Source organism: Klebsiella sp. Lac1, from assembly GCF_009825425.1.
Taxonomy (GTDB): domain Bacteria; phylum Pseudomonadota; class Gammaproteobacteria; order Enterobacterales; family Enterobacteriaceae; genus Klebsiella; species Klebsiella electrica.
The window spans coordinates 113217-126007 of the sequence record NZ_VJZJ01000003.1 but is presented as its reverse complement, the minus strand read 5'-3'; the positions used below and the strand labels follow the sequence as shown (position 1 = coordinate 126007).

13 protein-coding genes are annotated in these 12791 nt (G+C 57.3%); 8 read left to right on the top strand and 5 right to left on the bottom strand.

Features of this window, described 5'->3' with window-relative positions:
- Positions 1 to 69: 69 nt before the first annotated feature.
- The 5 genes from gutM to srlA all read right to left on the bottom strand — a co-directional run bounded on the left by gutM (position 70) and on the right by srlA (position 3422).
- The gene (gene gutM, locus FNY10_RS19645) at positions 70 to 429 is read right to left on the bottom strand and encodes a transcriptional regulator GutM (protein WP_160703135.1); all 360 of its coding nucleotides are present in this window, start codon (positions 427 to 429) and stop codon (positions 70 to 72) included.
- Between the two features lie 282 nt (positions 430 to 711).
- The gene (srlD, locus tag FNY10_RS19640; RefSeq protein ID WP_032691005.1) at positions 712 to 1491 is read right to left on the bottom strand and encodes a sorbitol-6-phosphate dehydrogenase; all 780 of its coding nucleotides are present in this window, start codon (positions 1489 to 1491) and stop codon (positions 712 to 714) included.
- A gap of 17 nt (positions 1492 to 1508) precedes the next feature.
- Entirely contained in the window at positions 1509 to 1871 is a 363-nt protein-coding gene (gene srlB / locus FNY10_RS19635; RefSeq protein WP_160703133.1) for a PTS glucitol/sorbitol transporter subunit IIA, read from the bottom strand.
- Positions 1872 to 1884: 13 nt separating this feature from the next.
- Complete coding sequence (locus FNY10_RS19630; RefSeq protein WP_160703131.1) at positions 1885 to 2862, bottom strand: PTS glucitol/sorbitol transporter subunit IIB; 978 nt, start codon at positions 2860 to 2862, stop codon at positions 1885 to 1887.
- Entirely contained in the window at positions 2859 to 3422 is a 564-nt protein-coding gene (srlA, locus tag FNY10_RS19625; protein WP_100686499.1) for a PTS glucitol/sorbitol transporter subunit IIC, read from the bottom strand. The genes FNY10_RS19630 and srlA overlap by 4 nt, the downstream gene beginning before the upstream one ends.
- Before the next feature lie 304 nt (positions 3423 to 3726).
- On the opposite strand from srlA, the gene mltB reads away from it, so the two are divergent.
- The 8 genes from mltB (at position 3727) to alaS (ending at position 12693) form a co-directional block, all read left to right on the top strand.
- Positions 3727 to 4800, top strand: coding sequence for a lytic murein transglycosylase B (gene mltB / locus FNY10_RS19620; RefSeq protein ID WP_160703129.1), 1074 nt, complete (start codon positions 3727 to 3729; stop codon positions 4798 to 4800).
- A gap of 201 nt (positions 4801 to 5001) precedes the next feature.
- On the top strand, positions 5002 to 5712 hold the full coding sequence (locus FNY10_RS19615; protein ID WP_160703127.1) for a metal ABC transporter ATP-binding protein: 711 nt from the start codon (positions 5002 to 5004) through the stop codon (positions 5710 to 5712).
- The gene (locus FNY10_RS19610) at positions 5709 to 6572 is read left to right on the top strand and encodes a metal ABC transporter permease (RefSeq protein WP_160703125.1); all 864 of its coding nucleotides are present in this window, start codon (positions 5709 to 5711) and stop codon (positions 6570 to 6572) included. Before FNY10_RS19615 ends, FNY10_RS19610 begins: the two co-directional genes overlap by 4 nt.
- Positions 6573 to 6581: 9 nt before the next feature.
- A complete protein-coding gene (locus FNY10_RS19605) occupies positions 6582 to 7460 on the top strand; it encodes a metal ABC transporter substrate-binding protein (RefSeq protein ID WP_160703123.1) in 879 nt (292 codons plus the stop codon).
- Positions 7461 to 7598: 138 nt separating this feature from the next.
- Complete coding sequence (gene pncC / locus FNY10_RS19600; protein ID WP_100686503.1) at positions 7599 to 8096, top strand: nicotinamide-nucleotide amidase; 498 nt, start codon at positions 7599 to 7601, stop codon at positions 8094 to 8096.
- 80 nt (positions 8097 to 8176) lie between these two features.
- Positions 8177 to 9241, top strand: coding sequence for a recombinase RecA (recA, locus tag FNY10_RS19595; protein ID WP_100686504.1), 1065 nt, complete (start codon positions 8177 to 8179; stop codon positions 9239 to 9241).
- Positions 9242 to 9310: 69 nt separating this feature from the next.
- The gene (gene recX, locus FNY10_RS19590) at positions 9311 to 9811 is read left to right on the top strand and encodes a recombination regulator RecX (RefSeq protein ID WP_160703121.1); all 501 of its coding nucleotides are present in this window, start codon (positions 9311 to 9313) and stop codon (positions 9809 to 9811) included.
- Between the two features lie 254 nt (positions 9812 to 10065).
- Positions 10066 to 12693: an alanine--tRNA ligase gene (alaS, locus tag FNY10_RS19585; RefSeq protein ID WP_100686506.1), complete on the top strand. Its 2628-nt coding sequence runs from the start codon at positions 10066 to 10068 to the stop codon at positions 12691 to 12693.
- The last annotated feature ends 98 nt before the right edge of the window (positions 12694 to 12791 follow it).

The window sequence follows — 12791 nt, the reverse complement described above, 5'->3', positions numbered from 1 at the left end:
CGGTAGTATCCTATCCTGCGTTAAGTTTCGAAATGATAATTTCGCAAGATATTTACTTTTACAACGAAATTATACATGTTTCGGTTTAAGCGCTAATGATAGTGCATTCTGGCAGAGCGGATCCTGGGGAAAGATCATATCTGGCTGCAATTGCTCACGATATTGCCCGTTTATCGCGGGGATTTTTTGCGGGCGGGCGAAGACGGTCACTCCTCGCATCAGCAGCGTATCGCTGACGCGATCGTGGTCGTCAAAGGCGATGGCGACGATCGCGCGCGGTTTGAAGCGGCCCGCAGAGCGCCCGACGCCGACCCGTCCTTGCAGGCAAAGTCGGTCAAAGGCGCGGTTAAACTGGCGAATCTGCCAGCCGCCAAGCCCCAGCTGCGCCAGCCAGGCGATGGCGGCGACGGTGATTAATGCGGTAACCATAACAGTCTCCTTCCTTAAGCGATGTTGTCGGGAAGTACCCGGGTCGCGGCGCGAGCGCCTTACCCGGGCTACCCGTCGGCAAGCCGCGCGGACCTGTTGTTTGTAGCCCGGTCAGCGCAGCGCCACCGGGGAACGCACCTTTACCAGCGGGCTATTTCCCGGAGGCGGTACTACGCACCTGTCCGGGTGACCCGTCGGCAAGCCGTGCGGGCCTGTTGTTTGTAGCCCGGTCAGCGCAGCGCCACCGGGAGAACACGACATCCCGGCCCGATGGCGCTGGGTTTAAAACATCACCTGACCGCCGGTGATGTTAATCGACTGCCCGGTGCAGTAGGAGGCCTGTGGGCTGGCATAAAACATCAGGACGTTCAGGACATCCTGATAGTCGCAGCCGCGCTTCAGCGGCACCTTGTCGATGTAATACTGTTCGACTTCGTCCTCGGCAATGCCCAGTTTGCTGGCATATTGCGGCAGCAGTGACTGGAACATCGGCGATTTCAACAGGTTGCCCAGCATCAATGCATGAACGGTAATGCCGTATTCCGCCAGATCCAACGCCAGCGACTGGGTCAACCCGACGCCGCCAAACTTCGCCGCGCTATAGCCGGAATTGTGCTTGCTGCCGACTTTGCCGGATTTAGAGTTGATCTGAATAATGCGCCCCTTGATGCCATCGCGAATCATCAGCCGTGAAAATTCGCGAGCGCAGAGGAAGTAGCCCACCAGATTCACCTGCAGCGAGCGGTCAAAATCGCCGAGCGCGAAATCGCTGATAAAGGCCGCTTTGGCGATCCCGGCGCTGTACACCAACAGATCCACCCGGGCGAAAATTTCGTCCACGCCGCGGGCGAGGGCCATCACGCTGGCTTCGCTGGTGGCATCGGCGCCAAAGCCGTACGCCATTCCTTCGCCATACTCGTCGTTGATAGCCTGCGCGACGCGCGTGGCTTTATCGCTTTGGATATCCACAACCGCAACCCGATACCCCTGAGCGGCAAGGCCCCGGCTCAGAAACTCGCCTAAGGTTTGTCCACCGCCGATGACAACTGCAACCTGATTCATAGTCTTCTCCTGACAACTCATGCAACAAATTTCAATATACAGCCGGGGGCGATTGCCTCCGGCACGGGGCCAGCCACGTGGACCGTCCCCGGAAACTCCGCTTCGCGATGACCATCAAAGCGCAGCGTGATATGGCCCAGCTCGCGCAGATTCTGTTCGGCGACATCGCCGACGGCGGTGACCGGATAGCGTTGTTCGCCAAGCTGGAGTTCCGCGCCCGGCGACAGCGCGCCGGAAAATTCGCCGTGGTTATGAATAAAGCAATACTCTTCAATGTCTGCCGGTGCGCCTTCGCGAAAGGTAATCAACATCTGTTCTTCAAGCGCCATCGTCGCGCTGGCGCCGATGCGCGTAATCGTGGTCTGGTAAATCACGGCCATCTTCAGGAACCTCTTATTGGTAAATAAATCCGGACACAAACCAGGCTATAAGCACCGTTGGCGCGCCGGTCAGAAAACGTCCCACCAGTACCGAAGGAACCCCGACGCGTACCGTGTCCTGACGGGCTTCGGCAAGCGACAGCCCAACCGGAATAAAATCGCAGGCGGCCTGGGCGTTAATGGCGAACAGCGCCGGGAGTGCAAGGTGCGGGGGAATATTGCCGAGGCCAATCTGCACGCCGATCAGCACGCCAATGACCTGAGCGATAACCGCGCCAGGGCCGAGGAACGGCGACAGCAGCGGGAAGGAGCAGATCAGCGCCAGCGTGACCAGGCCCAGAGGATGACTGGCGAGCGGGGCCAGACCGTGGGCAATCCAGTCGCCGATGCCGGAGGCCATGATGATGCCGATCAATGCCGAGACGAAAGCCATAAACGGCAGGATCGTTTTCAGCACCGTGTCGATGGTGTCGCGTCCGGACTGGAACAGCACCGCCACCACCGAGCCCATTCCCATGCCGACCTTCGCCAGCAGGCCATCGCTCTGCTCGGTAATTTTTTTGCTGGTATCGTAATCCCGCGGGGCTGGCTGGCCCGGCTTCGTTTCTGGCGCGGCTGCGCCATCGCGGGTCAACAGGCGAATGTTCTCCTCTTTTACCCCGGAGACGTAAATATCTTCGACGATATATTGCGCCAGCGGGCCGGATTTGCCGGTGGCGTGGATATTGACGGTCGGGATACGACGCTTCGGATAAAGGCCGCAGCGTAAGGTGCCGCCGCAGTCGATAATGGCGACGCCGATCTCCTCTTCCGGCGGCTCGCCTTCTTTGAACCCGTCGACGGCCTGCCAGCCGGTCAGACTGGCTATCTTGTCGACGATTGCCGGACGGGTGCCGGCGGTAATGTAGACGATCTTTTTACCGGCAACGGCATCCAGTTCCAGGGGGCCGCCCCAGCCGCTGGCGCCTTTTTCAATACGAATACGGGTCATGAGGTTGCTCCGGAAAGATGAACTTTTTGCTCAAGCTGAATGCCCATTTTTTTCTCAAAAATCGAGGTGGTCAGATCGGTGACCCAACCGCGGAAGAAGTTGGTGACCAGACCCACCAGCAGATAGCTCACCGCCAGCGGACCTAACGGCAGGCCAAGCGTGGTCAGGCCGCTGGCAATCCCGAGATAGACAAACAGCTCGCCAGGGTTGATATGGGGAAACAGGCCATTCATGGAGTGACAGCTGTAAGAGGCTGCCGCGTAGTAGCTGGGCTTGTACTTCTCGGGCATAAAGCGCCCGAGGCTCAGGGTCATCGGGTTACAGAACACAAAGGTGCCGATGCAGGGCAGCAGCAGATAGCGCGAGACAGGATTACCGGCGCAGCGTTGCGCCAGCTTTTCGATCCGCTGCTGACCGATAAAGTTGATCAGCGCGTTCATGATAACCAGCAGACTGATCAGAAGCGGCAGGATCCCGGTAACCATACCGGTAAACACCTCGCCCCCCTTCTGAAACAGGCCGATAAACCATTCGGCGCCGTGGGTAATGACTTCAATCATGGTTCTCTCCTTCAGATTCAGAGTGTTATTTTTCTTGCTAACTGGCAGCTTATTTTAATCACTTTGAAAGATTTAAAAGTGTTAAATTGATCGCAAAATGAAAGGTAAATATTTTATTTTGAAAGTTTGTGCGCAAGGAGGGCGATATTTGCCGACGCAAAGGGGGGATAAACGGGCGGATAATGAACCGGAAAGGGGGGGGCTGTCGGGACTATTTTGTCCGCCAGTACATTGCCGCTTCCTTGTTGATGGCCGCATGCTTTACCATAATTATCCTTTGCCAAATTTGTTAAACGGATGTCCCATGTTGAAGCGTCGCTATCTGGCTTTACTTCCCCTGTGTGTTCTCCTCGCTGCCTGCAGCAGCAAACCTAAAATCAGCGCAGAAACCCAGACGGCGGGAGGCGGCGGTTTTTTGCTGGAGCCGCAGCATAATGTGGTGGAGATGGGGGGCGATTTCGCCAACAACCCGGCGGCGGAGCAGTTCATCGATAAAATGGTGAGCAAGCATGGCTTCGACAGACAGCAGCTGCATGAGATCCTCTCGCAGGCCAAACGCCTGGATTACGTTCTGCGCCTGATGGACCGTCAGGCACCGAGCGGACTACCGCCGTCAGGGCCTAACGGCGCCTGGCTGCGTTACAAAAAACAGTTTATTACCCCGGATAACGTGCAGAACGGCGTCGTATTCTGGAACCAGTATCAGGATGCGCTGAACCGCGCCTGGCAGGTGTACGGCGTGCCGCCGGAAATTATCGTCGGCATTATTGGCGTAGAGACCCGCTGGGGGCGCGTGATGGGTAAAACCCGCATCCTCGACGCCCTGGCGACGCTGTCGTTTAGCTACCCGCGCCGTGCCGACTATTTCTCCGGCGAGCTGGAAACCTTCCTGCTGATGGCGCGCAGCGAGCAAGATGACCCGTTAAACCTGAAAGGATCTTTCGCCGGAGCAATGGGTTACGGTCAGTTTATGCCGTCTTCTTATAAACAGTATGCGGTGGACTTCAACGGCGACGGGCACATTAACCTGTGGGATCCGGTGGACGCTATCGGCAGCGTGGCGAACTATTTCAAACAGCACGGCTGGGTGAGTGGCGATCCGGTTGCGGTGCAGGCGCTGGGTCAGGCGCCGGGTCTGGAGAATGGTTTCAAAACCCACTACAGCATTGCGCAGCTTACGGCTGCAGGTTTGACGCCGATGCAAGCGCTGGGCAACCATCAGCAGGCCAGCCTGCTGCGCCTGGATATCGGTACCGGTTATCAGTACTGGTATGGTCTGCCGAACTTCTACACCATCACCCGCTATAACCACAGTACCCACTACGCGATGGCCGTCTGGCAGCTGGGTCTGGCCGTGGCTCAGGCCCGCGGACAGTAATCCTTCCCCGATACTCCCCTCTCGATGAGGGGAGTTCTGTTACATTTTGCAGCATTTCCCGCCGTTGACGCGGATTTACATTTTTCCGTCGATCTAATATTGTTACGTTATAACATATTGATCGGGTAAAGCTGTGACTTCTCTTTTTATGACATCCGCCGCGGTACGCGCAGGAATCGCCTGCGTACTTCTGGCGCTACTGTGGCTGGCGACCTGGTGGGCGGTAACCCTGCCATGATTGAACTGGATCACCTGGTAGCAGGTTACGAAGAGCTGGCAATTACGCCAGCCCTGAGCGGCGTTATTGCGGCAGGCAGCATGACGGCCATTGTCGGCCTGAACGGCTGCGGTAAATCAACGCTGTTGAAAACGCTGGCCGGTTTTATTCCTCCGGTCAGCGGCAGACTGCGCTGGACGGTCTCGCGTCCGGTGATTGGCTGGCTGGCGCAGCGCCATGCTCTCGAATCGCAGTTTCCGCTGACGGTACAGGACGTGGTGAGTCAGGGGGCCTGGCCGCATGTCTCTTTGCTGAGCGGGATCCGCGGCGAGTTCCGGCGGCGGGTCGGTGCCGCACTGGAGCGCGTGGGGCTGGCATCGATGGCGAAAACGCCGATTGAGGCGCTCTCCGGCGGGCAGTTCCAGCGCATGCTGTTTGCCAGAGTCATCGTGCAACAGGCGCCGCTGGTGATGCTGGATGAACCCTTTACCGGGATTGATGAAGCGACCAGCCGCGAGCTGATGGGGCTGATCCTTGAGATGCATCAGCACGGGCAGACGATACTGGCGGTGCTGCATGATAACCAGCGCGTCGCTGAATATTTCCCGGAAACGCTGTTGCTGGAACCGCAGCGCGCCCGCTGGGGGAATACGGATGATGTACTGCCCGCCTTCGGCTCTGCGAGGCTGGCATGATCTGGCACACCTTTTTCCAGCCCTTTATTGAATTCGGCTTTATGCGCCGCGCGCTGCTGGTGTGCCTCGCGCTCTCTCTGAGCACCACCATGCTTGGCGTCTTCTTACTGCTGCGACGAATGAGTCTGATGGGCGATGCGCTGTCGCACGCCATTTTACCCGGCGTGGCGGTGGGCTACCTGGTGAGCGGTATGTCGCTACTGGCCATGACTATCGGCGGTTTTATCGCCGGAATTGTCGTGGCGCTGGTGGCGGGCTGGGTCAGCCGACGCACGCCGCTGAAAGAGGATGCCAGCTTTGCCGGGTTTTACCTCGGGTCGCTGGCGCTGGGAGTGACGCTGGTGTCGCTGCGCGGCTCCAGCGTTGATCTGCTGCATCTACTGTTTGGCTCGATTCTGGCGGTGGATAACGACGCTGCGCTGTTTGTCAGCGGGGTAGCCAGCCTGACGCTGCTCTGCATCGCGCTGCTTTATCGTGGGCTGGTCAGCGAAGCCTTTGATAGCGCCTGGCTACAGGTGAACCACCCGCGGCTCCCGGCGCTGCTGCACGGGCTGTTCCTGGCGCTGCTGGTGCTCAATCTGGTTGCCGGATTCCAGGTGCTGGGGACGTTGATGGCGGTTGGCGTGATGATGCTGCCGGCGGTGGCGGCGTGCTGCTGGGCGCGAACCTTGCCCGGTACCTTGCTGCTGGCGGCGCTGATGGGCGGCTTTTGTGCCTGGATGGGTTTAAGCCTGTCGTGGACGGCAAATTTACCGGCCGGGCCGTCCATCGTGCTGACCGCCAGCGGGATCTTTTTTATTTCGGTGTTTTTTGGCACGCGCAGCCGACTAGTCGTCAGCTGGCGTAAATTAATGGGGTAAGGAAATATGATGAAACGTACCGCAGTCATTCTGGCGCTGGCGTTAGGCCTCGCAACGCAGGGGGCGATGGCGAAAACGCTTAACGTGGTCAGTAGTTTTTCCGTGCTGGGCGATATGGTCCAGCAGGTGGGGGGCGAACATGTCCATGTTGATACGCTGGTGGGACCGGACGGCGATCCGCATACCTTTGAACCTTCGCCGCAGGATAGCGCCTTGCTGAGCAAAGCCGATGTGGTGGTGGTTAACGGTCTGGGACTGGAAGGCTGGGTCGACAGATTAATCAAAGCTTCGGGTTTTAAAGGTGAGCTGGTGGTGGCGTCTGTCGGGGTAAAAACCCACACCCTCAATGAGGATGGCAAAACGGTTACCGACCCTCATGCGTGGAACAGCGCCGCTAACGGCGCGCTTTACGCGCAAAATATCCTCAACGGCCTGATCAAAGCCGATCCGCAGGATAAAGCTGCGCTGGAGGCATCCGGGAAACGCTACATCGGTCAACTGACGGAGATCGACGGTTGGGCAAAAAATCAGTTCACGGCAATTCCGCAGGCCAAACGCAAAGTGCTCACCAGCCATGATGCGTTTGGCTACTTTGGTCGTGCCTATGGCGTGACCTTCCTGGCCCCACAGGGGCTGTCGTCAGAAAGCGAAGCCAGCGCGGCGCAGGTGGCGGCGCTGATTCAACAAATTAAGGCCGACGGCGTCCATACCTGGTTTATGGAAAACCAGCTCGATCCGCGTCTGGTGAAACAAATTGCGGCCGCTACGGGGGCGCAGCCGGGTGGGGAACTTTATCCGGAAGCGCTTTCGAAACCGGGCGGCGTGGCGGATAGCTACGTGAAGATGTTGCGCCATAACGTCGAACTGATCGCCGCCAGCATGAAGTAAAACACGTCCTGATGGTCCCGGCGTCGTCGGGGCCGCTCATTTTCGGAACCTCCCTCGTAAATTCGTGACCTCATCCCCATATCGGTGCTGAAAGTGCTATCTTTGATGGCCTCTTTATCTGGCTTAAACGGGGCGATAATGACAGATTCTGAATTAAAGCAACTGAGCGAGCAGGTTGGGCTGGCATTAAAAGCTCGCGCTGCGACGGTGACCACGGCAGAGTCCTGTACCGGCGGCTGGGTCGCGAAAGTGCTCACCGACATCGCCGGCAGTTCCGCGTGGTTTGAACGCGGGTTCGTGACCTACAGTAACGAAGCCAAATCGCAGATGATCGGCGTCAGCGAGACCACGCTCCTCGGCCACGGCGCGGTGAGCGAGCCGGTGGTGGTCGAGATGGCCGTTGGCGCCCTGCGCGCGGCGCGCGCCACCTATGCTATTTCGGTGAGCGGCATCGCCGGGCCGGATGGCGGCAGTGCGGAAAAACCGGTCGGCACGGTGTGGTTTGGCGTGGCCTGTGCGAACGGGCAGGGCGTGACCCGGCGTGAATGTTTTGCCGGAGACCGGGAGGCGGTGCGTCGTCAGGCAACGGCTTACGCGCTTAATCTCCTCTGGCAACAATTTCTACAAAATACTTGATACTGTATGACTATACAGTATAATTGCCTCAACAGAACAGCATTCACCACCCGGTTTCACCCGGCATGACAGGAGTAAAAATGGCTATCGACGAAAACAAACAGAAAGCGTTGGCGGCAGCACTGGGCCAGATTGAAAAACAGTTCGGCAAAGGCTCCATCATGCGCCTGGGTGAAGACCGTTCCATGGATGTGGAAACTATCTCCACCGGTTCGCTTTCACTGGATATCGCCCTGGGCGCCGGCGGTTTGCCGATGGGCCGTATCGTCGAAATCTACGGGCCTGAATCGTCCGGTAAAACGACACTGACCCTGCAGGTGATCGCCGCCGCGCAGCGTGAAGGTAAAACCTGTGCCTTTATCGATGCGGAACACGCGCTGGATCCGGTTTATGCGCGTAAGCTGGGCGTCGATATCGACAACCTGCTGTGCTCTCAGCCGGATACCGGCGAACAGGCGCTGGAAATCTGTGACGCGCTGGCGCGCTCTGGCGCCGTAGATGTTATCGTTGTCGACTCCGTAGCGGCGCTGACGCCGAAGGCGGAAATCGAAGGCGAAATCGGCGACTCTCACATGGGCCTCGCGGCACGTATGATGAGCCAGGCGATGCGTAAGCTGGCCGGTAACCTGAAGCAGTCCAATACGCTGCTGATCTTCATCAACCAGATTCGTATGAAAATTGGCGTGATGTTCGGCAACCCGGAAACCACCACCGGTGGTAACGCGCTGAAATTCTACGCCTCTGTGCGTCTGGATATCCGTCGTATCGGTGCGGTGAAAGACGGCGACAACGTTGTCGGCAGCGAAACCCGCGTTAAAGTCGTGAAAAACAAAATCGCTGCGCCGTTCAAACAGGCTGAATTCCAGATTCTTTACGGCGAAGGTATCAACTTCTTCGGCGAGCTGGTTGACCTGGGCGTGAAAGAGAAGCTGATTGAGAAAGCGGGCGCATGGTACAGCTACAACGGCGATAAGATTGGCCAGGGTAAAGCCAATGCTATCTCCTGGCTGAAAGATAACCCGGCTGCGGCAAAAGAGATTGAGAAAAAAGTGCGTGAGCTGCTGCTGAATAATCAGGATTCCACTCCTGATTTCGCGGTTGACGGTAACGGCGAGGGTGCGGAAGAAACCCACGAAGATTTCTGATAATCTCATGAAAAGATAACGAAGGGCTGCGCATGCGGCCCTTTTGCTTTTTTGATTGTCGAGGTGCCCGTGACTGAATCTTCATCCCGCCGTTCCGGCTATGCCCGTCTGCTGGACCGCGCAATCCGTATCCTGGTGATGCGCGACCATAGCGAACAGGAGCTGCGGCGTAAACTCGCTGCCCCGGTGCCGGGAAAAAATGGCCCGGAGACGCTGGACGTCACGCCGGAAGAGGTAGACACCGTTATCGCCTGGTGCATTGAGAACCGCTACCTTGACGACGGCCGCTTTGTTCGCCAGTTTATTGCCAGCCGTAGCCGCAAAGGATATGGCCCGGCGCGTATCCGCCAGGAACTCAATCAGAAAGGTATCCCCCGCGACCTCAGCGAAAGCGCGATGCGCGAGTGCGATATTGACTGGGCCGCGCTGGCGAAAGAGCAGGCGCAGCGTAAATATGGCGAACCGCTCCCGACGGTATTTGCCGATAAAGTCAAAATCCAGCGGTTTTTGCTGTATCGTGGCTACCTGATGGAAGATATTCAGGAAATCTGGCGAAATTTTGCAGATTGACCCATCGGGTATTTTACTTCCCAGTAAAGAAAACTTATCTTATTCCCACTTTATTCCGTCCGGTCGCTGGCTGTTAACAGGCAATCAGCGCCCACGACGATTATTCCTTATACACAAAATCATTCGCGCTGCGTCAAGGCCGCAGGAGAGTGAGTGACCTGGAGCGTACAAAGGTACGTGGCCGGGGCGAACGAGCGCAGCCCGCGCAGAGGCAGCGTGAAAGGTGAAGTGTATAGCTTGATTTCAGGATAATTATGAGCAAGAGCACTGCTGAGATCCGTCAGGCGTTTCTCGATTTTTTCCATAGTAAGGGACACCAGGTCGTTGCGAGCAGCTCCCTGGTGCCGCACAACGACCCGACCCTACTGTTTACCAACGCCGGGATGAACCAGTTTAAGGATGTTTTCCTGGGTCTCGACAAACGCCACTATTCGCGCGCGACGACCGCACAGCGTTGCGTTCGTGCGGGTGGTAAACACAACGATCTGGAAAACGTCGGTTACACCGCGCGTCACCACACCTTCTTTGAAATGCTGGGTAACTTCAGCTTCGGCGATTACTTCAAGCAGGATGCCATCAAATACGCATGGGAACTGCTGACCGGGGAAAACTGGTTCGCGCTGCCGAAAGACAAACTGTGGGTTACCGTCTACGAAACCGATGACGAAGCCTTCGATATCTGGGCGAATGAAGTCGGCATTCCACGTGAGCGTATTATCCGTATTGGCGATAATAAAGGCGCGGCGTTCGCTTCTGATAACTTCTGGCAGATGGGCGATACCGGTCCGTGCGGCCCGTGCACCGAAATCTTCTTCGACCACGGCGACCACATCTGGGGCGGCCCTCCGGGTAGCCCGGAAGAAGATGGCGATCGCTACATTGAGATCTGGAACATCGTCTTCATGCAGTTTAACCGTCAGGCCGACGGTACCATGGAGCCGCTGCCGAAGCCGTCCGTCGACACCGGTATGGGTCTGGAGCGTATTGCTGCCGTTCTGCAACACGTCAACTCCAACTATGATATCGACCTGTTCCGCACTCTGATTGAGAACGTCGCGAAAGTCACCGGCGCAACCGACCTGACGAACAAATCGCTGCGCGTTATCGCTGACCATATTCGTTCCTGCGCATTCCTGATTGCCGATGGCGTCATCCCGTCGAATGAAAACCGTGGCTACGTGCTGCGTCGTATTATTCGCCGTGCCGTGCGTCATGGCAACATGCTGGGCGCGAAAGAGACCTTCTTCTGGAAACTGGTTGCTCCGTTGATTGACGTGATGGGCGCCGCCGGTGAAGAGCTGAAGCAGCAGCAGGCTCAGGTTGAGCATGTGCTGAAAACCGAAGAAGAGCAGTTCGCGCGTACGCTGGAGCGCGGTCTGGCGCTGCTGGATGAAGAGCTGAGCAAGCTGAAGGGCGACACGCTGGATGGCGAAACCGCTTTCCGTCTGTACGATACCTATGGTTTCCCGGTTGACCTGACCGCTGACGTTTGCCGTGAGCGCGATATTAAGGTCGACGAAGCGGGCTTTGAAGCTGCAATGGAAGAGCAGCGCCGTCGTGCGCGTGAGTCCAGCGGCTTTGGCGCAGACTACAATGCGATGATTCGCATTGACAGCGCTTCTGAATTTAAAGGCTATGACCATCTGGAACTGAACGCGAAAGTGACCGCGCTGTTTATCGACGGCAAAGCCGTTGATACCGTGGCCGCAGGCCAGGAAGCGGTGGTTATTCTGGATCAAACGCCATTCTATGCGGAATCCGGCGGCCAGGTGGGCGATAAAGGCGAGCTGAAAGGCGCTGGCTTCTCCTTCGCGGTTAACGATACGCAGAAGTACGGCCAGGCCATTGGTCATATCGGTAAACTGACCCACGGTGCGCTGAATGTGGGCGATGCGCTGGAGGCTGATGTCGATCGGGCTCGCCGTCAGCGTATTCGTCTGAACCACTCGGCGACTCACCTGATGCATGCGGCATTACGTCAGGTTCTGGGGACGCATGTGGCGCAGAAAGGCTCGCTGGTGAATGACAAAGCGCTGCGTTTTGACTTCTCTCACTTCGAAGCCATGAAGCCGGAAGAGATTCGCGCGGTGGAAGATCTGGTCAACGCTCAGATCCGCCGTAACCTGCCGGTTGAAACCAATATCATGGATTTGGATGCGGCAAGAGAGAAGGGCGCTATGGCGCTGTTCGGCGAGAAATATGACGATCGCGTTCGCGTACTGAGCATGGGCGATTTCTCCACCGAGTTGTGCGGCGGTACTCACGCCTCACGTACCGGTGATATTGGCCTGTTCCGTATTACCTCTGAATCCGGTACCGCTGCGGGCGTTCGCCGTATTGAGGCGGTGACTGGCGAAGGCGCCATTGCGTATCTGCATGCGCAGAGCGATCTGCTGGGCGATATTGCACAACTGCTGAAGGGCGATAGCCATAACCTTGGCGATAAAGTGCGTGCCGCGCTGGAACGTACCCGGGTGCTGGAAAAAGAGCTGCAGCAGCTGAAAGAGCAGGCGGCAGCGCAGGAGAGCGCAAACCTCTCCAGCAAAGCGGAAGAGATTAACGGCGTCAAATTGCTGGTCAGCGAGCTGGCCGGCGTTGAACCGAAAATGCTGCGTACCATGGTTGATGACCTGAAAAACCAACTGGGTTCTACGGTCGTTGTGTTAGCTACGGTGGCGGATGGTAAGGTTTCTCTGATTGCCGGTGTGTCTAAGGATGTGACAGATCGCGTGAAAGCAGGGGAGCTGGTTGGAATGGTCGCCCAGCAGGTGGGTGGCAAAGGGGGCGGTCGTCCGGATATGGCTCAGGCCGGCGGTACCGATGCGTCAGCTCTCCCTGCAGCGTTAGCCAGTGTGAAAGGCTGGGTCAGCGCAAAACTGTAATAACTATAAATGCATAGCTACCGCTATCCCCGGATAACGGTAGCTTGCGAGAGAAGCACTGATAACGATAAAGTCGGGTTGAAGTTGTGTATATCGGC

Excerpts from the sequence above, each read along its gene's own strand:
- gutM (WP_160703135.1), bottom strand. The coding sequence starts at position 429 with ATGGTTACCGCATTAATCACCGTCGCCGCCATCGCCTGGCTGGCGCAG.
- srlD (WP_032691005.1), bottom strand. The coding sequence starts at position 1,491 with ATGAATCAGGTTGCAGTTGTCATCGGCGGTGGACAAACCTTAGGCGAG.
- srlB (WP_160703133.1), bottom strand. The coding sequence starts at position 1,871 with ATGGCCGTGATTTACCAGACCACGATTACGCGCATCGGCGCCAGCGCG.
- FNY10_RS19630 (WP_160703131.1), bottom strand. The coding sequence starts at position 2,862 with ATGACCCGTATTCGTATTGAAAAAGGCGCCAGCGGCTGGGGCGGCCCC.
- srlA (WP_100686499.1), bottom strand. The coding sequence starts at position 3,422 with ATGATTGAAGTCATTACCCACGGCGCCGAATGGTTTATCGGCCTGTTT.
- mltB (WP_160703129.1), top strand. The coding sequence starts at position 3,727 with ATGTTGAAGCGTCGCTATCTGGCTTTACTTCCCCTGTGTGTTCTCCTC.
- FNY10_RS19610 (WP_160703125.1), top strand. The coding sequence starts at position 5,709 with ATGATCTGGCACACCTTTTTCCAGCCCTTTATTGAATTCGGCTTTATG.
- FNY10_RS19605 (WP_160703123.1), top strand. The coding sequence starts at position 6,582 with ATGAAACGTACCGCAGTCATTCTGGCGCTGGCGTTAGGCCTCGCAACG.
- pncC (WP_100686503.1), top strand. The coding sequence starts at position 7,599 with ATGACAGATTCTGAATTAAAGCAACTGAGCGAGCAGGTTGGGCTGGCA.
- recA (WP_100686504.1), top strand. The coding sequence starts at position 8,177 with ATGGCTATCGACGAAAACAAACAGAAAGCGTTGGCGGCAGCACTGGGC.
- alaS (WP_100686506.1), top strand. The coding sequence starts at position 10,066 with ATGAGCAAGAGCACTGCTGAGATCCGTCAGGCGTTTCTCGATTTTTTC.